This window comes from Escherichia sp. SCLE84 (assembly GCF_012584495.1).
Classification (GTDB): Bacteria; Pseudomonadota; Gammaproteobacteria; order Enterobacterales; family Enterobacteriaceae; genus ECMA0423.
This window is the reverse complement of the sequence record NZ_CP051430.1, coordinates 4,014,019-4,033,143: the sequence shown is the minus strand read 5'-3', so window position 1 is coordinate 4,033,143 and position 19,125 is coordinate 4,014,019. Positions and strand designations below refer to the sequence as shown.

The following is a 19,125-nucleotide window of genomic DNA, read 5'->3' as shown; positions in this document are numbered from 1 at the left end:
TTTACGAACGGACGCATTATCAGTGACTTTAACGGCATGGGCAAAGTGAAATATCATTTTTTAACGATAAAAAGAGTGTTATTTCTTGTGTATCAGACAATAAGCATTCATTCAAAACCTTTAGAAATAATCAAAACACAGGTATTCCACTGGTTAATATATTCACATATGAAATGAATAAATATTGGAATATATAAATATTGAATATTTTGATTAATCCCCGTACTGATTATTCTTCATAATCAGTACGGGGTTGCTACAACATGTATTACTTTTTCACCACAATTAACGGTTCAATATCACTCTCTTTTTTGATGACCAGTGATTCATCACCGCGCAAACACGTCCCACCGTAGTTGCCGCCAACGGTGAAGGTACATACCTGAATGTATTTACCGTCCACTTTCGGCAAACACCACAGTTGCTGATAGATGTTTTTCTGCTCGGCAAATTTACCGCTGGTTTTGTCCAGCACCTCTTCATGATGGCTGACCAGGTCGATATTGCTACCACAGCGACCGGCAATCGGTTTCACTGCGTAACCTGTTTTCACCAATTCATCATTAACAGTGAAATCGGTATCCAGCAGGTAACGATGGTGCGGGAACAGCGACCAGAGGATCGGCAGAATCGCTTTGTTGCCGGGGATCACCGTCCACAGCGGCTCAAAGACTAGCACTTCCGGGCGCAGCAATACGTCGATAAGACGCACTTCGTTTTGCGGATGACCGGTACGGATTGGCACCGCAGCAAACTCACGGTCGCTAACTTCACGAATCTGATCAAACGCGGTTTCCCACGCCCAGGTTTTCCACACGCAGTTAACCAGTCGCCCTTCCCCATCAATCAGTTGCCCGGCAGCATCCCAGCCCAGTTCATCCAATCCACGCAAGATACGCGTTTCAAAGCCCGCCTGGTGCAGCGCCTGCTCCATAAACTGCGCGTGATAGTTTTCCTCGATATCTTTGTCCTGCATGATATGGACAAACGGACGTGCACGACTGTGTTTCCAGGCACCAGCCAATTCGTTAATCAGCCCTTCCGCCGGATTGAAGCCGTTGCCTTTATAGCCCTGCTCCGCCCAACGTTCGAGGATCAAGCCAGCTTCGGTATGACAGGAGGCGGAGTCGGCGTTGTATTCGTAAACCTTCAGGCCACGCTCATCCATGCAGAAATCCATACGACCAGTGATCATATGGTGACGGCGACGCTGCCAGGAGAGACGCAAACGTGGCCAGAGGATTTTCGGGATGTCGAACAGCGCCAGCAGGTTGTCATCTTTCAGCACCTTGTCGGTCGCGTGAAGATACATCAGATGCAGCTCGTTGGTGGCTTTAATTAGCTCCTGCTCGGCACTCTCGGTAATGGTGTAGTAATGATAAGGATCCTGATTGATCACCTGACCGTTGGCCTGCACATAGGCGTTTTGCAGCGGATCTTTTTCATCCAGCCATTTACCGTCAAACTGGCCTTTGTTTTCCAGGCGCGCTCCGCTGATTTTCAGCAGCTCGCCTGCAATTTCCGGCTGCGGTAAGCTGTATTCAGTATCTTCCGTCTGGATCATCCAGCCCAGAATGGTGGTGTCATCAAAAGTGTCTTTCAGGGTATAGCAGCCGTTTTCGACCACCATCTCCAGCTCACGCGTCCACTGTTGCCCTTGCGGCAACGGGGAATGAATCACGTTCTGTTCCGCAATACGGACTTTGTTGCCATGCAATTGGGTAATGATGGCGACATGGCCAGTGTCTTTAAATTCACCGCCTTTATCCCAGATAAGAAGCGCACCCGCGACCGGCGCACGCGGCGAGCCGTTAGGAAATGCCTGCAATGGCAGGATGTTGTCATTAACCACTTCTCGCAGGAAGCGCAGCGAGAAAATCTCCCACGCCATACCCACGTCAGTAAAGACCACACCGTAATTCAGAAAGAGAAAACGGCGAGCAAATTCAACGCATTGCCACTTGTGGCCCATATATTCGTCGTCGATATAGCTACGGAATACGGCGTCATCTTCGTATTCCTGCGGATCGAGAGAACTGTAATCTGAAGAGTAGATTGCTACCCCACCTGGGGCGTAGCCCAATAATGTCCCGAACGGGGCATCCTGGCTGGTCGTTCCTTTGCTCATCACTTTACCTTTAACAATACAACCTAAGCAGTTGGCGTAATTGTTGTGCTCTGATTACCTGCTCAGCGACATTAACCGGACAGAGGTCAGACTAATCATACACCTCATCGCAGCGGCTGGCGCAAAGGGTTAAAAAATTCACATTCTGTACAGCAAGTGACCTGCTACACTGCTTCAACACTACCACTCAGAAGGCAACTCACTATGACAGACAATACTTATCAGCCCGCGAAAGTCTGGACGTGGGATAAATCCGCTGGCGGCGCGTTCGCCAATATCAATCGCCCGGTTTCTGGTCCGACGCATGAAAAAACGCTGCCCGTTGGCAAACACCCATTGCAACTTTATTCGCTGGGAACGCCGAACGGTCAGAAAGTAACGATTATGCTTGAGGAGCTGCTGGCGCTGGGCGTTACTGGTGCAGAGTACGACGCCTGGCTGATTCGTATTGGCGATGGCGATCAATTCTCCAGCGGCTTTGTCGAAGTGAACCCAAACTCGAAGATCCCGGCGCTGCGCGATCATACGCATAATCCGCCGATCCGCGTGTTTGAATCTGGTTCGATCCTGCTTTATCTGGCGGAGAAATTTGGCTACTTCCTGCCGCAGGATTTGGCAAAGCGTACTGAAACGATGAACTGGCTGTTCTGGTTACAGGGCGCGGCACCGTTCCTCGGCGGTGGTTTTGGTCACTTTTACCATTACGCGCCGATGAAAATTGAGTACGCCATCAACCGCTTTACCATGGAAGCCAAACGTCTGCTCGACGTGCTGGATAAGCAACTGGCGCAGCATAAGTTTATTGCGGGCGATGAGTACACCATTGCGGATATGGCGATTTGGCCGTGGTTTGGCAATGTGGTGTTAGGCGGCGTGTATGATGCCGCAGAGTTTCTTGATGCGGGCAGTTATAAGCATGTACAACGCTGGGCGAAAGAAGTAGGCGAACGTCCGGCGGTGAAACGTGGGCGTATTGTTAACCGCACCAACGGACCGCTGAATGAGCAGTTGCATGAGCGCCATGACGCCAGTGATTTCGAGACGAATACGGAAGATAAGCGTCAGGGGTAAGGGTTGGTGTTCGTCGCAGCAAGCCATCCAGGCCGGATAAGGCGTTCACGCCGCATCCGGCAATCGTGCACAATGCCTGATGCGACGCTGCCGCGTCTTATCAGGCCTTGTATTATCCCTCCAGTGCAGAGAAAATCGGCCAGTTTTCTCTGCCTGCAGTCCGCATGCCGTATCGGGCCTTGGGTTCTAACCTGTTGCGTAGATTTATGCAGCGGACTGCCTTTCTCCCAAAGTGATAAACCGGACAGTATCATGGACCGGTTTTCCCGGTAATCCGTATTTGCAAGGTTGGTTTCACTATGGAACATGAACTTCATTATATCGGTATCGACACCGCTAAAGAGAAACTGGATGTCGATGTGTTGCGTCCTGATGGTCGTCATCGCACCAAAAAATTCGCTAACACCACTAAAGGGCACGATGAGCTGGTGAGCTGGCTGAAAGGTCACAAGATTGACCATGCGCATATCTGCATCGAAGCGACCGGCACCTATATGGAACCTGTCGCTGAGTGCCTTTACGATGCTGGCTACATAGTGTCAGTCATTAATCCTGCGCTGGGTAAAGCTTTCGCTCAGAGTGAAGGACTGCGTAACAAGACTGATACCGTGGATGCGCGCATGCTGGCAGAGTTCTGTCGTCAGAAGCGCCCTGCAGCCTGGGAAGCGCCTCACCCGCTTGAACGCGCGTTGCGTGCCCTGGTAGTCCGCCACCAGGCGCTGACAGATATGCACACGCAGGAACTGAATCGCACTGAAACGGCGCGGGAAGTCCAGAGACCGAGCATTGATGCTCACCTTCTGTGGCTTGAAGCAGAGCTGAAGCGTCTTGAGAAGCAGATAAAAGACCTGACAGACGATGATCCGGATATGAAACACCGCAGGAAACTGCTGGAAAGCATCCCGGGTATCGGAGAGAAAACATCTGCGGTATTGCTGGCTTATATCGGTCTGAAGGACCGCTTCGCCCATGCCAGACAGTTCGCCGCTTTTGCGGGTCTGACACCACGGCGTTATGAATCAGGTAGCAGTGTGAGAGGGGCGAGCCGGATGAGTAAGGCCGGACATGTGTCGCTTCGCAGGGCGTTGTATATGCCCGCAATGGTAGCCACCAGTAAGACTGAGTGGGGACGGGCGTTCCGCGACCGTCTGGCGGCTAATGGCAAGAAAGGAAAGGTGATTCTCGGCGCGATGATGCGCAAGCTGGCACAGGTGGCGTATGGAGTGCTGAAGTCAGGCGTGCCGTTCGATGCGTCACGGCATAATCCGGTAGCGGCGTAAAAATCGCGGAAGGGATGAAAAAAACAGCGCCTGACGGCGCTGTGTCTGGCATGCCTGCAATCCGGGAAACCGGACCAGGAAAAAACTTGCAGGCCATAACAGTATCTACGAAAGCTAATCATCACGCGCTGGTAATGTCGTAATCCATTTGGCGCAGTGCGTCTAATGTGGCTTTGGCTTCATCTTCGTCGATGATGCTCATGGCAAATCCGACGTGTACCAGCACCCACTGGCCCAGTAGATCGGCAGGGTTACCTTCACAAATCAGGGCGATATTCACGTCGCGCTTGATACCACATACTTCAACCTGCGCAAGCTGGTGAATATCTTCACCGACAGCCAGCACCTGGCCTGGAACGCCAATACACATTATTAACTCCGGTTATTCAACTTCAATACTTTTGACGATCAGCGAATCGCCGGTATCGACACGCAACCGCTCGCCATGACAGATCGGACACTGCGCATCGTGCTGATGAATCTCCACCACCTGGCTGCAATCCCAGCACCAGGCCTGGGCGGGTTTATAGACGATATGTAAATCGCACCCTTGCGCCACCGTTCCGTGGCAGACAATTTCAAAACTAAAACGGACGGCGCTCTCCTCAACGCAGGAGAGCGCGCCAATTTCCAGCCACACGGCGGTGACGCGCTTAACATCGTGCTGCTCCGCCTGCCGTTGGATAATTTCAACGGCGCTCTGGCAAAGAGACAACTCATGCATTTTCGCTACTCCTGCGACCAAACAGCAGGGCGCGACGCCCTGCGTGTGGTACATCCGGATTCGTGACTGGCAGCGAAAGGATCATTCGTGCGCAGTCATCCGTCAGGCGTTGGCCCTCTTCAATCGACATGCTGTGCGAAAGCGGCGACATCAGCGAACAGGAGAGATATTGAGAAACACCGTCCAGTTCGCCAACGGTAAAGGTCATAGTGCCATACGGCAGTTGCAGACCGATTTTTTCACTCACTTTGCGCAGCGGCCAGAGTTGATCCGGGCCGGGGAAGATAACTGCACTCAGCATCCACGGGGTGATCACACACCCCGTCCACTGACCTTCGAACAGCGTAAAGTCAGAAACATACACCGGCATTGAAGGATGCAGAAAAGAGAGATCGTGCATCGAACGCCGGGCAATTTCTTCAAAAGCTGCCTGTACTTGCGCCTTCGGGGAGGTCTGGAAACCTGCTATCTCTTCAGTCATGAGTCGCCTCCCGTGGGATGGCTTCCACGCCAGATTCACGCAGCGCAGCCAGAACCTGCTCAAGCGCAGGTTCAATCATCGCTTCGACCGTCGGCGTCAAGCCGATGTGCGGCTCCAGTGATTCCGGAATTACGCCGACCAGGGTCAGCTTTTTCGGAAACTCGCCGGTGAAGCGCAGGGCCGACAAGACGTCGGCCAGGCCAAGCTGATGCGGAGAGATTTTGTTGGTAAACAACGCCGGAACTTCTTCATCCCGCAGGATCATCATCGTTCCCGGCGCGCTCTTCTTCGACACAATGGCATCCGCAATAATCAGATGATCGCGATTTGCCATGTCGCCAAGCAGCTCCATTCCCGCCGTGCCGCCATCGAGGATCTCAACATAATCCGGCAGAATGTATCGTTGCTCTAACGCTTCGACAATCCGCACACCGATGGCTTCATCGGTCAGCAAAATATTGCCGACCCCTAAGACTAAAATACGCATTACAGAACCTTCACTGAAACCACTTCGTTGCCGTCGGCATCCACTACGTGTACCGCACAGGCCATGCACGGGTCGAAGGAGTGAATGGTACGCACCACTTCCAGCGGTTTATTCGGATCGGCAACCGGTGTACCCACCAGCGACTGCTCGTAAGGACCGACGTCATCATTGAAGTTACGCGGGCCAGAGTTCCAGGTTGATGGAACAACTGCCTGGTAGTTGCTGATGATACCGTCTTTGATCACCATCCAGTGAGAGAGCATACCGCGCGGCGCTTCGAGGAAGCCAACACCTTTGAACTCACCCGTTGCCGGAATGTTCGGTTTCACAAAGGTGGTGTGATCGCCTTTGCCGATATTGGTGATCAGTGCACTGTATTGGTTTTGCAGGATATCCTGCAATTCACAGCAGTGAACGGTACGACCAATAATACGGCCCAGCGTGGAGTGCAGCTGTGCCACTTCCAGCGTGTTGCCAGTCAGTTTCTGATAAATCGCAACGATTTCATTCAGTTTGTTCTGGGTAGATTCTCTACCTGCCGCCAGTTTCACCAGCATATTAGCCAGCGGACCCACTTCTACCGTTTTGCCGTAGAAAGTCGGTGATTTCACCCAGGAATATTTCCCGTCGTCAGACCAACCATCATAAGCCGGAATGGTGGTACCTTCCCACGGCGCCTGTGGCGCTTCGTCTTTATACCAGGAGTGCTTCGCGCTTTCCTGAATGCCTTTGATCAGGTATTCATCGGAATGAGAAGTGATCGGACGATACGAGGACAGATCCGCATTCTCAATGTAGCCGCCCGGGAACAGGAAGCTGCCGTTTTTGCTGTCGGTCGGGAATTCCGGCACGCTCAGGTAGTTCACCGCACCTTTACCGCGCGTCAGCCATTCCGGGTAGAACGCGGCGATAACCGCGGTATCAACCTTATAAACCTGCTCAACAAAGTCGCTCAGTTTGTCGATGAAAGACTTGATGTACATCAGGCGCTCAAGGTTCAACACGCCCAACCCGTCGAGGTTGATTGGGTTCGCGACACCACCCACTGCCAGGTTCTGAATGTGCGGCGTTTTACCGCCCAGCAGCGCCACGACGCGGTTAGCGTCACGCTGGCACTCCAGCGCCTGCAGGTAGTGCGCTACCGCAATCAGGTTCACTTCCGGCGGCAGTTTCATCGCTGGGTGACCCCAGTAGCCATTAGCGAAAATACCCAACTGACCGCTGGCAACCAGATCTTTGATCTTGTTCTGAACTTTGGTGAACTCTTCCGGGCTGTTCAGATGCCAGGTCGAAACGCCTTTCAGCATTTCGGAGGCTTTGGTTGGGTCAGCTTGCAGTGCAGAAGTGATGTCCACCCAGTCCAGCGCCGAAAGCTGATAGAAATGAACGATATGGTCATGCGTGGTGTGCGCAGCCAGAATGATGTTACGGATGTATTGCGCGTTAACCGGAACGTCGATATTCAGCGCACTTTCTGCCGCACGAACGGAAGACAGCGCGTGAGTGGTAGTACATACGCCACAGATACGTTGCACAATCATCCATGCATCGCGCGGATCGCGGTTTTTCACGATCTCTTCCATGCCGCGCCACATGGTACCGGAAGCCCATGCTTTCGAAACGACGCCATTTTCGATTTCGCAATCGATGCGTAAATGCCCCTCAATACGGGTTACCGGATCAATAGTAATTCTCTGGCTCATGCTTTGCTCGCCTCATGACGATTATGATCGTTTTGTTTTAAAGGAGGAAGTATCGGCAGTAGACGAATGAGTACGATGTAAGCGCAAATCTCAATAGCCACAAAACCAATAGAAATCAACAGTTCTTCCCAGGTCGGGAAGTAGGCGTAACCGCCGCCCGGGTTGAATGCCACCAGCGAATAGGTCAGACGCCAGGTTGCACAACCTAACAGTGCGCTCAGTGCTGACAGGAACAGCATGCGGGAATCATTACGCAGCTTCGCCACACGCAGAACGACCAGCGGGAAGAGCATCAGCAGGACTTCAATCCAGAACATCACGGAGTAGAAGTCACCGGCAAACGCTAACGACAGCTTGTCGCGATAGATAAGCTCGCCAAAGCGCAGCACGATGAAAATCGCCAGCAACACACTGATGGTGTTGGTCAGCTTGACGAACAGACTCTTTTCATCCGGACCGTTGCCACGCAGACCCGCCTGCACCAGCGAACCTTCAAAGATGACAATCGAGAAGCCCATGATGAACGCCGTCAGCAGCGAGAACAGCGGCAACATTTCATAGCTCTGCCACAACGGATGCACCTTGTAGCCCGCCGAGATCATCAGTGACCCCATTGAAGACTGGTGCATGGTCGGCAACAGCGCGCCAAGTGCAATGATGAAGAACATCACCTTGTTCAGACGCTTGAGAGAAACCTTCCAGCCCAGACGTTCAAACAGTGCCGGAGCAAACTCCAGTGCCATCACGCCGATATAGATGGTCATACAGACCGCCGTCTCGAACAGTACCGAGTTCACGTTGAAGTGACCCGGAATGTAGAAGTACGGCAGGTTCCAGTAGCGACCCACGTCGATAGTGATCGACAAGCCCCCCAGTGAGTAACCAAACAGACTCGCCAACAGCGCCGGACGCACCAGCGGATGGTATTGCCCACGGTTAAAGACGTATACCGCCCACGCCAGCGCCCAGCCGCCACAGGCAAAGCCGGTGCCAATCAGCAGGTCAAACGCGATCCACACGCCCCACGGGAAGCCGCCGTTCAGGTCAGAGACAGAGCCCAGACCGAACACCAGACGCTTCACAATCAGGAGCATACAGATGACGATTAACGGTCCAAAAATCATGACCGGTTTACTGATGATTTTGCCGCCCAGCGGTTGTGGATCATGACTCATGATCGTCTCCTCCGTCGTGATGGTCGTTTTTGGTGTTGCGACGAACCAGCACGGTTAAGCCCGCCAGCACAGCCAGTGGTAGCATCATGCCTTTATACAGGGTGTGTTGAATATTTTCGGAACGCGCACCGGTAGAAAGATCGTCCAGTTTCGGCAGGTCGAGATTTTCATAAGGCACACCCGTCAGTACCAGAACCTGAGTACCGCCGCCCTCTTTCTCGCCGTACAGATGCGGATAATATTTCGGCACCGTATGCAGGTAAGTGTCGCCAGATTTCAGCGTCTGACGCGGATAGTGGTATTCGCTGCCAGGCTTCAGCGCCAGACGTTTTTTCGCCTCCGCCATCAGCTCTTCACGCGTACCAAAAATTACCGCGCCCGCCGGGCACACTTCTACGCAGCCAGGCAAACCGCCTTTATCGAGACGTTCCACACCTTTCTGGTTGCACAACTCGCACTTATGCAGCGCACCAAACGGGTTGTTGTAGTCGTACTTCGGCACGTTGTATGGGCAGGCGACCATGCAGTAACGGCAACCGGTGCACACATCTTTGTCGTAATGGACAATGCCGGTTTTCGGATCTTTTTTCAGCGCAGAGACCGGGCACACAGAGACACAGTTCGGATCGACGCAGTGCATACACTGTTTCTTAATGTACGCGTAGCCGTTCTCCTCCTGGTCTTTGTTGACCCCTGTGCCGCTGGTCCACACCTGAATGATGTTATTGGTATACGGCGACAGTTTGTCGTTGTTCGACCAGGTCTGTTCCCCTTGCGGGTTACGTTCAGGGAAGTTGATATCCTGACACTTGGTGACGCAAGCCTGGCAGCCTACGCACAAGGTCGAGTCGTACAACATCCCCAGCGATCCCGGAATTGGCGGGCGGTTTTCAGCAGCCGCATGACTGACAGACGGCAGCGCGCCCGTCAGCAATGCCCCGCAGGAGGCTGCTTTAATAAAATTACGTCTGTTCACGGTTATTCTCCCCGTGAGTCAGCGTTATCTTTCTTTTGCTGACGACCCAGTTCACGCACCGCCATCACGCTGACACCGGCAACCAGCCCAACCACACCGCCGAGCAAACCAATAGCGCCTGCAGAGACGTTGCCGCCCTCTTTAGCGTTAACATCCGGTTTCTGTGAACGCGGAGTCTGATTTTCGACGTTGGCAAGCTGATGGATGCCTTTATGGAAGCCGATACCTTCTTCGTTACAGCCATAGCACGGGTGACCAATCGCTACCGGCCACACGCCGCCAACATCGCAGAATTGCAGCGTTGAGCAGTTGCCGTAAGTTTCTGGCCCTTTACAGCCGAGGTGGTACAGGCACCAGCCTTCACGGTGGCCTTCATCACCGAACTCTTTGGCAAAACGACCAGCATCGAAGTGCGGGCGACGTTCGCAGTGTTCGTGAATCAGACGGCCATAGGCGAAGGTCGGACGATTTTTGTCATCCAGTTTCGGCGGTTTGCCGTAAGTGATGATGTGCGCAACGGTCGCGAGGAAGTTGTGCGGGTTCGGCGGGCAGCCCGGAATATTGATAACGGTTTTGCCTGGCAGAACTTCTTGCAGGCTGACTGCGCCAGTTGGGTTAACTCCAGCTGCGGCAACACCGCCCCACGCAGAGCAGGAACCGATAGCGATAATCGCTGCTGCGCCTTCTGCCGCTTTGCGGATGTGATCCACAATCGGCTCACCAGCAACCATGCAATAAATACCGTTATCTTTTAATGGGATGGAACCATCCACAACCAACACATACTGCCCTTTGTACTTCTCAAGTGCGTTATGTTTGTTCTCTTCGACCTGATGACCGAAGGCGGCGGAAAGCACTTCGTGATACTCCAGAGAGATAGTCTCCAGCACGAGGTTTTCTACCGTTGGATGCGTTGCACGAAGCAGAGATTCCGTACAACCGGTGCACTCCTGCGCGCCAATCCAGATAACTGGCGGACGCTGCGGGTTAGTAACCGATTCGGCCATCTCTGCAGCGGCTTTGCTACTTAACCCCATGGTGGCGGCTAATGCTGCACAAAGCTTCATGAAATCACGACGGTTAATGCCGTGAGAATGGATGAGGGTGTTATCTCCAGTCATTTATAGTTATTCCGTTGCGAAGACCTGGCATATATTTTGCCTCAATCGCAAAATCAATAATGCGATCGATGCGCCATTTACCACACATTTATTATGGTTATCGATATCATGATACTGCGGCGGGGCGCTAAAACGAAGGGAAGAAGCATTAGTGTAATTAATTAAAGCAAGATAATACGTATGTTTGATCAATTTTCGAGGCGATAACCGGCCATAAAAAAGCGCAACGTAGAACAGGAATTATTCTCACGAAAGAAATCCATTACCATCTCTTTATCCAGTCCATAGCGGCGCGTCAGAATACCCGCTTCCCAGGCGCTAAGCTGGCGATCTCCGGTCTTTTCGTACATCCGGTGTGAGTAGCCTAATACAAAACCGCGTTTATAATCGGCACAGAATTTTGTCACATTAACCGCACTGTCGGCATGCGTTGCTTTTAATCCCGCCATTAAGCCTTTACCAAAATGGTTATTCATCGTTCACCTCATTCGCTATATATATCCATATATAGCGATATTTTAGGCAAAGAACGACTTTTGCGCACGCTATTTTTTCATGCTTGTTTAAGACGTAATCCAGTAAGAGATAAACCTATCAGGAGAGATATTTATCGAACCATTTCAGTGTCCTTTGCCAGGCAAGATCGGCGGCAGATTTGTCATAACGGGGCGTGGAATCATTATGGAATCCGTGATTAACCCCCGGATAGATATACGCCTCATAAACCTTATTATTGGCTTTCAACGCCGCCTCGTAAGCAGGCCAGCCCTCGTTGATTCGGGTGTCCAGTTCCGCGAAGTGGAGTAGTAAAGGCGCTTCAATCTTCGCCACATCGGCAGTGGGTGCCTGACGACCATAAAACGGCACCGCGCAGGCCAGTTCCGGATACGCGACAGCCGCCGCGTTCGATACGCCACCGCCATAGCAAAATCCGGTAATACCCACTTTGCCTGCCGCTTGCGGATAGCGTTGCATAAACTCAATTGCGGCAAAGAAATCATTCATCAGTTTGGTTGGATCAACCTGCTGTTGCAGCTCACGACCTTTATCATCATTTCCCGGATAACCTCCAACGGAACTTAAGCCGTCAGGTGCCAGGGCGATATACCCCGCCTTCGCCACTCGCCGTGCCACATCTTCGATATACGGATTCAGTCCACGATTCTCATGCACCACCACCACGGCTGGCGTTTTGCCGCTCATTTTTGCGGGTTTCACCAGATAACCCCGTACCTCGCCGTGACCATTTGGCGAAGGATACGTGATGTACTCAGCAACAATCTCCGGGTCGGTAAACTCTACCTGAGTCGCCAGCGCATAATTTGGCTTGAGCAAATCAAACAACGCTAATGCCGTCATCCCGCCCACCGCATACTTCGCCGCAAGGTTGAGGAACTCACGTTTCGAAATTTTCCCGTGAGCGTAATAGTCGTAGTAATCCAACAACTCTTGTGGGAAATCTTTGGCGGTTAAACGCGGCATCGTTGCACTCCTCAGTTGGTGTTTTTTTTAAGCAAAACATAAGCACGTGTTTTTGCCCAGTTTTTCGTCACTCTGTGAGCCAGACTACGGGATACGCGCTGGCGAATCGCTAAACTAGAAACATTGTTTCGAAATTGAACGGTGGAAAGGAGAGGTCATGGTCTGGTTAGCGAATCCCGAACGTTACGGGCAGATGCAATACCGCTATTGCGGAAAAAGCGGTTTACGCCTGCCCGCGTTATCGCTCGGTTTATGGCACAATTTCGGTCACGTTAACGCGCTGGAATCACAGCGTGCGATCCTGCGTAAAGCGTTTGATTTGGGCATTACGCACTTTGATTTAGCCAACAATTACGGGCCGCCTCCAGGAAGCGCAGAAGAGAACTTTGGTCGCCTGCTGCGGGAGGATTTTGCCGCTTATCGCGATGAACTGATTATCTCTACCAAGGCTGGCTACGATATGTGGCCCGGCCCTTACGGCTCTGGCGGTTCACGTAAATATCTGCTCGCCAGCCTCGACCAAAGCCTGAAGCGTATGGGGCTTGAGTATGTCGATATCTTTTACTCTCATCGCGTCGATGAAAATACGCCGATGGAAGAAACCGCCTCTGCGCTGGCTCATGCGGTACAAAGCGGTAAGGCGCTATATGTCGGGATCTCCTCTTACTCGCCAGAGCGGACGCAAAAAATGGTCGAGTTGCTGCACGAGTGGAAAATTCCGCTTTTAATTCATCAACCTTCGTACAATTTACTGAACCGCTGGGTGGATAAAAGCGGCCTGCTGGATACCCTGCAAAATAACGGCGTGGGCTGTATTGCCTTTACTCCTCTGGCTCAGGGATTGCTGACCGGAAAATATCTCAACGGCATTCCGCAAGATTCACGGATGCATCGTGAAGGGAATAAAGTTCGTGGTCTGACGCCGAAAATGCTTACCGAAGCCAACCTCAACAGCCTGCGCTTATTGAATGAAATGGCACAGCAGCGTGGACAATCAATGGCGCAAATGGCGTTAAGCTGGTTGCTGAAAGATGATCGCGTGACGTCGGTATTGATTGGTGCCAGCCGCGCGGAGCAACTAGAGGAGAACGTGCAGGCGCTGAATAATCTGACATTTAGCACCGAGGAGCTGGCGCAGATTGATCAGCATATCGCCGATGGCGAGCTGAATCTGTGGCAGGCGTCGTCCGATAAATGACCTATTAATAACGGGCGCGCGAACCGCGCCCGAATCAGATCAGTGATTATGACGAGTCAGTCGGTCAAGATAGCCCATCACAAATGCAGAGAGCACAAACGTCAGATGGATAATGACGTACCACATCAGTTTGTTATCAGGGACATTTTTCGCATCCATAAAGACGCGCAGTAAGTGAATGGAAGAAATTGCCACAATCGACGCTGCTACTTTGTTTTTCAGCGACGTTGCGTCCATTTTCCCCAGCCAGTTCAGCTTCTCTTTGTTCTCAGAGATATCCAGCTGTGAGACGAAATTCTCATAACCGGAAAACATCACCATCACCAGCAAACCGCCAACCAGCGTCATATCCACCAGCGACAGCAACACGAGGATCAAATCTGATTCCGCCATCGAGAAGATATTCGGCAGTACGTGAATAATCTCCTGGAAGAACTTCAGCGCCAGGGCAACTAACGCCAGCGAAAGGCCAAAGTACACGGGGGCAAGCAGCCAGCGAGAAGCATACATTGCATTTTCAAGAAAACGTTCCATACATTCCTGTCGTGTAGTTAAAACGGGCAACAGTATATCGCAATTGAGTAAACAGCGTGCAACAGCAAATCAACATATCCGTTAAACCTTTGTCGCATAAATCCGAGGTTTAGGGATCTTCCTGGTTCCCTTATCAACGCATCGAGAGCGTCTACCCTTAAAGGACGTTGAACCTGAAGGGAGAAAAACGATGTCTCATTTAAAAGACCCGACCACGCAGTATTACACTGGTGAATATCCCAAACAGAAACAACCGACGCCAGGCATCCAGGCGAAGATGACACCGGTTCCGGATTGCGGCGAGAAAACCTATGTTGGTAGCGGTCGCCTGAAAGATCGTAAAGCACTGGTGACAGGGGGCGATTCCGGAATCGGTCGCGCTGCCGCCATCGCTTACGCGCGTGAAGGGGCTGACGTGGCGATCAGTTATCTTCCCGTGGAAGAAGAAGACGCCCAGGATGTGAAAAAGATCATTGAAGAATGCGGTCGCAAAGCCGTTCTGCTGCCAGGCGATTTAAGCGATGAGAAATTCGCCCGTTCGCTGGTTCACGAAGCGCATAAGGCGTTAGGCGGGCTGGATATTATGGCGCTGGTCGCCGGGAAACAGGTTGCCATTCCTGATATTGCAGACCTCACCAGCGAACAGTTTCAAAAGACCTTTGCCATTAACGTTTTCGCGCTGTTCTGGCTAACCCAGGAAGCGATCCCCCTGCTACCGAAAGGTGCAAGTATCATCACCACTTCGTCAATCCAGGCATACCAGCCAAGTCCGCATTTACTGGACTATGCGGCTACGAAGGCGGCGATTCTGAACTACAGTCGTGGCCTGGCAAAACAGGTCGCGGAGAAAGGTATTCGGGTGAATATTGTCGCGCCAGGCCCTATCTGGACGGCACTACAAATTTCCGGCGGACAAACGCAGGATAAGATCCCGCAGTTTGGTCAGAAAACGCCGATGAAGCGTGCGGGGCAACCGGCGGAACTGGCCCCAGTATATGTTTATCTGGCAAGTCAGGAGTCGAGCTACGTCACCGCAGAAGTGCACGGTGTGTGCGGCGGCGAGCATTTAGGTTAAAAAAATGCCCGGTTGTGAAAAGCAACCGGGCATCATTGTGAATTCACTCTTACCTGATGTGGCGAAAACGCCTTATCCGCCTACAAACGCATGAAGATTCAACATGTTGCAATAGATTTTGTAGGCCTGATAAGCGTAGCGCATCAGGCATTGAGCACCTAATGCCGGATGCGTCGTGAACGCCTTATCCGGCCTACAAACGCACGAAGATTCAACCTGTTGCAATAGATTTTGTAGGCCTGATGAGCGTAGCGCATCAGGCAATTCTACTTTACTTCGCTTTGGCGGTTTCTTCGCCGACCAGACCTATCTTCAGGTAACCCGCCTGATGCAGCGTATCCATTACCTTCATCAACGTCTCGTAATCGACGGTTTTGTCCGCTCGGAAGAAGATGGTGGTGTCTTTCTTGCCTTCGGTTAACGCATTCAACGCCGTAATCATTGTTTCATCGGTGACCGGATCGTTACCGATAAACATCGAGTTGTCTGCCTTCACCGACAGATAAACCGGTTTTTCCGGGCGCGGCTGCGGCGTGCTGGTAGAAGCAGGCAAGTTCACCTTCACATCTACCGTCGCTAACGGTGCCGCCACCATAAAGATAATCAGCAGAACCAACATCACGTCGATAAACGGCGTCACGTTGATATCATGCATTTCGCCGTTATCGTCGAGGTTTTCGTTAAGATGCATTGCCATCGGATATTATCCTGCGCGTAATTTTTGTGCGACACGAACCGGATGCGCAGCGGCGCTGGCTTCCAGATCCAGGTCACGGCTTTGCAGCAACAATACCTGCGCTGCAACATCACCCAGCATCGCTTTAAAGCCGCCAATCTGGCGTGCAAATACGTTATAGATAACGACCGCAGGAATCGCTGCCACGAGGCCGATTGCCGTTGCTAACAGAGCTTCTGCGATACCCGGCGCAACGACTGCCAGGTTAGTGGTCTGCGTTTGCGCGATACCAATAAAGCTGTTCATGATGCCCCAGACCGTACCAAACAGACCAACGAACGGAGAAATCGCGCCGATGGTTGCCAGATAGCCGTTACCGCGGCCCATTTGACGACCCACTGCGGCGACCCGACGCTCCAGACGGAAGCTGGTACGTTCTTTAATACCTTCGTTATCGTCGCTGCCTTCTGACAGTTCCAGCTCATTCTGCGCTTCATTGAGCAAATGCAGGCTTAAGCTTTTGCTACCAAAATCAGCGGCGATATCGTTGGCCTGGTTTAAGGAACGCGCTTCAGCCAGCAGTTGCTGCTCGCGCTTAAGGCGACGCTTCTGATTGAAGAACTCTACGCTCTTACTGAAGAAGATTGCCCAGGTGACTACGGAGGCCAAAATAAGCCCAATCATCACGCACTTAACGACAATATCGGCGTGCTGATACATACCCCAGACGGAAAGGTCCGTCTGCATTAAATTATTACCCACTGTGTATCTCCAGGACGCAAGTCACAAAATCTGCGCATAATAATATCAAAATGACGTCGAATTGATAGTCGTTCTCATTACTATTTGCATACTGCCGTACCTTTGCTTTCTTTTCCTTGCGTTTACGCAGTAAAAAAGTCACCAGCACGCCATTTGCGAAAATTTTCTGCTTTATGCCAATTCTTCAGGATGCGCCCGCGAATATTCATGCTAGTTTAGACATCCAGACGTATAAAAACAGGAATCCCGACATGGCGGACAAAAAGCTTGATACTCAACTGGTGAATGCAGGACGCAGCAAAAAATACACTCTCGGCGCGGTAAATAGCGTGATTCAGCGCGCTTCTTCGCTGGTCTTTGACAGTGTGGAAGCCAAAAAGCACGCGACGCGCAATCGCGCCAATGGCGAGTTGTTCTATGGACGGCGCGGAACGTTAACCCATTTCTCCTTACAACAAGCGATGTGTGAACTGGAAGGTGGCGCAGGCTGCGCGCTATTTCCCTGCGGGGCGGCAGCGGTTGCTAATTCCATTCTTGCTTTTGTCGAACAGGGCGATCATGTGTTGATGACCAACACCGCCTATGAACCGAGTCAGGATTTCTGTAGCAAAATCCTCAGCAAACTGGGCGTAACGACATCGTGGTTTGATCCGCTGATTGGTGCCGATATCGTTAAGCATCTGCAGCCAAACACTAAAATCGTGTTTCTGGAATCGCCAGGCTCCATCACCATGGAAGTCCACGACGTTCCGGCGATTGTTGCCGCCGTGCGCAGTGTGGTCCCGGATGCCATCATTATGATCGACAACACCTGGGCAGCCGGTGTGCTGTTTAAGGCGCTGGATTTTGGCATCGATGTTTCCATTCAGGCCGCTACCAAATATCTGGTTGGGCATTCAGATGCGATGATTGGCACTGCCGTGTGCAATGCCCGTTGCTGGGAGCAGCTGCGGGAGAATGCCTATCTGATGGGCCAGATGGTCGATGCCGATACCGCCTATATAACCAGCCGTGGCCTGCGCACATTAGGTGTGCGTTTGCGTCAACATCATGAAAGCAGTCTGAAAGTGGCTGAATGGCTGGCAGAACATCCGCAAGTTGCGCGAGTTAACCACCCTGCTCTGCCTGGCAGTAAAGGCCACGAATTCTGGAAACGAGACTTTACAGGCAGCAGCGGGCTATTTTCCTTTGTGCTTAAGAAAAAACTCAGTAATGAAGAGCTGGCGAACTATCTGGATAACTTCAGTTTATTCAGCATGGCCTACTCGTGGGGCGGGTATGAATCGTTGATCCTGGCGAATCAACCAGAACATATCGCCGCCATTCGCCCCCAAGGCGAGATCGATTTTAGCGGGACCTTGATTCGCCTGCATATTGGTCTGGAAGATGTCGACGATCTGATTGCCGATCTGGACGCCGGTTTTGCGCGAATTGTATAACATTGCCACTTTTGGACAATTTTGCAGACATTTAATTGTGAAAAGTCTTAAATTGTTGCGTCCGGGATCAAGGCGTCCCGGACGAATCAGGAGTACAATAGGCAGATAAAGGCTTAAACGCTGTTCCACAGGAAAGTCCATGGCTGTTATTCAAGATATCATCGCTGCGCTCTGGCAACACGACTTTGCCGCGCTGGCGGATCCTCATATTGTTAGCGTTGTTTACTTTGTCATGTTTGCCACGCTGTTTTTAGAAAACGGCCTGCTGCCCGCCTCATTTTTGCCAGGCGACAGCTTGTTGATACTGGCAGGCGCATTGATTGCCCAAGGGGTTATGGATTTTCTGCCTACGATTGCGATTCTGACCGCCGCAGCAAGTCTGGGCTGCTGGCTAAGTTATATTCAGGGGCGCTGGTTAGGGAATACCAAAACGGTGAAAGGCTGGCTGGCACAGCTTCCTGCTAAATATCACCAGCGCGCCACCTGCATGTTTGACCGCCACGGTCTGCTGGCGCTGCTGGCTGGACGTTTTCTTGCATTTGTCCGTACGCTGCTGCCAACCATGGCGGGAATTTCCGGTCTGCCAAACCGCCGCTTCCAGTTTTTCAACTGGTTAAGTGGATTGCTGTGGGTCAGCGTGGTAACCAGTTTTGGCTATGCCTTAAGTATGATTCCGTTCGTTAAACGCCATGAAGATCAGGTAATGACGTTCCTGATGATCCTGCCAATTGCCTTGTTAACCGCTGGCTTGTTAGGCACGCTGTTTGTGGTGATTAAAAAAAAATACTGTAACGCCTGACGATTTTCCCCGTT

At 51.8% G+C, this 19,125-nt stretch carries 20 protein-coding genes; 6 read left to right on the top strand and 14 right to left on the bottom strand.

Annotated elements, in window-relative coordinates; genetic code table 11:
• Positions 1-268 precede the first annotated feature (268 nt).
• Positions 269-2,128: a bifunctional glutathionylspermidine amidase/synthase gene (gene gss, locus HGD79_RS19565; RefSeq protein WP_001297309.1), complete on the bottom strand. Its 1,860-nt coding sequence runs from the start codon at positions 2,126-2,128 to the stop codon at positions 269-271.
• Positions 2,129-2,332: 204 nt separating this feature from the next.
• Between gss and yghU the strand changes: the two genes are divergently transcribed.
• Both yghU and HGD79_RS19555 read left to right on the top strand, forming a co-directional pair.
• Positions 2,333-3,199: a glutathione-dependent disulfide-bond oxidoreductase gene (yghU, locus tag HGD79_RS19560; protein WP_001298746.1), complete on the top strand. Its 867-nt coding sequence runs from the start codon at positions 2,333-2,335 to the stop codon at positions 3,197-3,199.
• A gap of 299 nt (positions 3,200-3,498) precedes the next feature.
• Positions 3,499-4,479 carry an IS110-like element IS621 family transposase gene (locus HGD79_RS19555; protein ID WP_000399648.1) on the top strand — a complete coding sequence of 327 codons (981 nt, stop codon included), beginning with the start codon at positions 3,499-3,501 and terminating at the stop codon, positions 4,477-4,479.
• A gap of 121 nt (positions 4,480-4,600) precedes the next feature.
• Here HGD79_RS19555 and hybG read toward each other — a convergent pair whose 3' ends face one another.
• From hybG to yghX, 10 genes are all read right to left on the bottom strand, one after another.
• A complete protein-coding gene (gene hybG / locus HGD79_RS19550) occupies positions 4,601-4,849 on the bottom strand; it encodes a hydrogenase maturation factor HybG (RefSeq protein ID WP_000334896.1) in 249 nt (82 codons plus the stop codon).
• Positions 4,850-4,861: 12 nt separating this feature from the next.
• On the bottom strand, positions 4,862-5,203 hold the full coding sequence (gene hypA / locus HGD79_RS19545; RefSeq protein WP_000544952.1) for a hydrogenase maturation nickel metallochaperone HypA: 342 nt from the start codon (positions 5,201-5,203) through the stop codon (positions 4,862-4,864).
• Positions 5,196-5,684 (bottom strand): hydrogenase-2 assembly chaperone, encoded by a 489-nt coding sequence (hybE, locus tag HGD79_RS19540; protein WP_000134015.1) that lies wholly within the window; start codon positions 5,682-5,684, stop codon positions 5,196-5,198. Before hybE ends, hypA begins: the two co-directional genes overlap by 8 nt.
• Positions 5,677-6,171, bottom strand: a complete 495-nt coding sequence (locus HGD79_RS19535; protein WP_001221954.1) for a HyaD/HybD family hydrogenase maturation endopeptidase — start codon at positions 6,169-6,171, stop codon at positions 5,677-5,679. The genes hybE and HGD79_RS19535 overlap by 8 nt, the downstream gene beginning before the upstream one ends.
• Positions 6,171-7,874, bottom strand: a complete 1,704-nt coding sequence (hybC, locus tag HGD79_RS19530; protein ID WP_000083065.1) for a hydrogenase 2 large subunit — start codon at positions 7,872-7,874, stop codon at positions 6,171-6,173. The genes HGD79_RS19535 and hybC overlap by 1 nt, the downstream gene beginning before the upstream one ends.
• Entirely contained in the window at positions 7,871-9,049 is a 1,179-nt protein-coding gene (hybB, locus tag HGD79_RS19525) for a Ni/Fe-hydrogenase cytochrome b subunit (protein ID WP_000017694.1), read from the bottom strand. The genes hybC and hybB overlap by 4 nt, the downstream gene beginning before the upstream one ends.
• Positions 9,039-10,025 (bottom strand): hydrogenase 2 operon protein HybA, encoded by a 987-nt coding sequence (hybA, locus tag HGD79_RS19520; RefSeq protein ID WP_001081870.1) that lies wholly within the window; start codon positions 10,023-10,025, stop codon positions 9,039-9,041. Before hybA ends, hybB begins: the two co-directional genes overlap by 11 nt.
• Before the next feature lie 2 nt (positions 10,026-10,027).
• The gene (gene hybO, locus HGD79_RS19515; RefSeq protein WP_000145410.1) at positions 10,028-11,146 is read right to left on the bottom strand and encodes a hydrogenase 2 small subunit; all 1,119 of its coding nucleotides are present in this window, start codon (positions 11,144-11,146) and stop codon (positions 10,028-10,030) included.
• Positions 11,147-11,334: 188 nt separating this feature from the next.
• Positions 11,335-11,622: a DUF2623 family protein YghW gene (gene yghW / locus HGD79_RS19510; RefSeq protein WP_001059136.1), complete on the bottom strand. Its 288-nt coding sequence runs from the start codon at positions 11,620-11,622 to the stop codon at positions 11,335-11,337.
• Positions 11,623-11,740: 118 nt separating this feature from the next.
• Entirely contained in the window at positions 11,741-12,628 is an 888-nt protein-coding gene (gene yghX / locus HGD79_RS19505; RefSeq protein WP_001297303.1) for a YghX family hydrolase, read from the bottom strand.
• A 157-nt stretch (positions 12,629-12,785) separates the two neighbouring features.
• On the opposite strand from yghX, the gene gpr reads away from it, so the two are divergent.
• On the top strand, positions 12,786-13,826 hold the full coding sequence (gene gpr, locus HGD79_RS19500; protein ID WP_000262150.1) for an L-glyceraldehyde 3-phosphate reductase: 1,041 nt from the start codon (positions 12,786-12,788) through the stop codon (positions 13,824-13,826).
• 39 nt (positions 13,827-13,865) lie between these two features.
• Here gpr and HGD79_RS19495 read toward each other — a convergent pair whose 3' ends face one another.
• Complete coding sequence (locus HGD79_RS19495) at positions 13,866-14,360, bottom strand: TIGR00645 family protein (protein ID WP_000439331.1); 495 nt, start codon at positions 14,358-14,360, stop codon at positions 13,866-13,868.
• 190 nt (positions 14,361-14,550) lie between these two features.
• Between HGD79_RS19495 and yghA the strand changes: the two genes are divergently transcribed.
• A complete protein-coding gene (yghA, locus tag HGD79_RS19490) occupies positions 14,551-15,435 on the top strand; it encodes an NADP(+)-dependent aldehyde reductase (protein ID WP_000018758.1) in 885 nt (294 codons plus the stop codon).
• A 271-nt stretch (positions 15,436-15,706) separates the two neighbouring features.
• On the opposite strand, the gene exbD is transcribed toward yghA, so the two are convergent.
• Together exbD and exbB are read right to left on the bottom strand one after the other, a co-directional pair.
• The gene (exbD, locus tag HGD79_RS19485) at positions 15,707-16,132 is read right to left on the bottom strand and encodes a TonB system transport protein ExbD (RefSeq protein WP_001240712.1); all 426 of its coding nucleotides are present in this window, start codon (positions 16,130-16,132) and stop codon (positions 15,707-15,709) included.
• A 6-nt stretch (positions 16,133-16,138) separates the two neighbouring features.
• On the bottom strand, positions 16,139-16,873 hold the full coding sequence (gene exbB, locus HGD79_RS19480; RefSeq protein ID WP_000527844.1) for a tol-pal system-associated acyl-CoA thioesterase: 735 nt from the start codon (positions 16,871-16,873) through the stop codon (positions 16,139-16,141).
• A 251-nt stretch (positions 16,874-17,124) separates the two neighbouring features.
• On the opposite strand from exbB, the gene metC reads away from it, so the two are divergent.
• Together metC and yghB are read left to right on the top strand one after the other, a co-directional pair.
• Entirely contained in the window at positions 17,125-18,312 is a 1,188-nt protein-coding gene (gene metC / locus HGD79_RS19475; RefSeq protein WP_000763931.1) for a cystathionine beta-lyase, read from the top strand.
• A gap of 139 nt (positions 18,313-18,451) precedes the next feature.
• Positions 18,452-19,111 (top strand): DedA family general envelope maintenance protein YghB, encoded by a 660-nt coding sequence (yghB, locus tag HGD79_RS19470; protein ID WP_000268419.1) that lies wholly within the window; start codon positions 18,452-18,454, stop codon positions 19,109-19,111.
• Positions 19,112-19,125 lie beyond the last annotated feature (14 nt).

Bases quoted from the DNA above. Each gene is read 5' to 3' on its own strand.
- hybB (WP_000017694.1), bottom strand. From the start codon at position 9,049: ATGAGTCATGATCCACAACCGCTGGGCGGCAAAATCATCAGTAAACCG.
- gpr (WP_000262150.1), top strand. From the start codon at position 12,786: ATGGTCTGGTTAGCGAATCCCGAACGTTACGGGCAGATGCAATACCGC.
- yghU (WP_001298746.1), top strand. From the start codon at position 2,333: ATGACAGACAATACTTATCAGCCCGCGAAAGTCTGGACGTGGGATAAA.
- hybE (WP_000134015.1), bottom strand. From the start codon at position 5,684: ATGACTGAAGAGATAGCAGGTTTCCAGACCTCCCCGAAGGCGCAAGTA.
- hypA (WP_000544952.1), bottom strand. From the start codon at position 5,203: ATGCATGAGTTGTCTCTTTGCCAGAGCGCCGTTGAAATTATCCAACGG.
- yghB (WP_000268419.1), top strand. From the start codon at position 18,452: ATGGCTGTTATTCAAGATATCATCGCTGCGCTCTGGCAACACGACTTT.
- HGD79_RS19555 (WP_000399648.1), top strand. From the start codon at position 3,499: ATGGAACATGAACTTCATTATATCGGTATCGACACCGCTAAAGAGAAA.
- yghA (WP_000018758.1), top strand. From the start codon at position 14,551: ATGTCTCATTTAAAAGACCCGACCACGCAGTATTACACTGGTGAATAT.
- yghW (WP_001059136.1), bottom strand. From the start codon at position 11,622: ATGAATAACCATTTTGGTAAAGGCTTAATGGCGGGATTAAAAGCAACG.
- yghX (WP_001297303.1), bottom strand. From the start codon at position 12,628: ATGCCGCGTTTAACCGCCAAAGATTTCCCACAAGAGTTGTTGGATTAC.
- hybO (WP_000145410.1), bottom strand. From the start codon at position 11,146: ATGACTGGAGATAACACCCTCATCCATTCTCACGGCATTAACCGTCGT.
- metC (WP_000763931.1), top strand. From the start codon at position 17,125: ATGGCGGACAAAAAGCTTGATACTCAACTGGTGAATGCAGGACGCAGC.
- exbD (WP_001240712.1), bottom strand. From the start codon at position 16,132: ATGGCAATGCATCTTAACGAAAACCTCGACGATAACGGCGAAATGCAT.
- hybC (WP_000083065.1), bottom strand. From the start codon at position 7,874: ATGAGCCAGAGAATTACTATTGATCCGGTAACCCGTATTGAGGGGCAT.
- HGD79_RS19495 (WP_000439331.1), bottom strand. From the start codon at position 14,360: ATGGAACGTTTTCTTGAAAATGCAATGTATGCTTCTCGCTGGCTGCTT.
- gss (WP_001297309.1), bottom strand. From the start codon at position 2,128: ATGAGCAAAGGAACGACCAGCCAGGATGCCCCGTTCGGGACATTATTG.
- hybG (WP_000334896.1), bottom strand. From the start codon at position 4,849: ATGTGTATTGGCGTTCCAGGCCAGGTGCTGGCTGTCGGTGAAGATATT.
- HGD79_RS19535 (WP_001221954.1), bottom strand. From the start codon at position 6,171: ATGCGTATTTTAGTCTTAGGGGTCGGCAATATTTTGCTGACCGATGAA.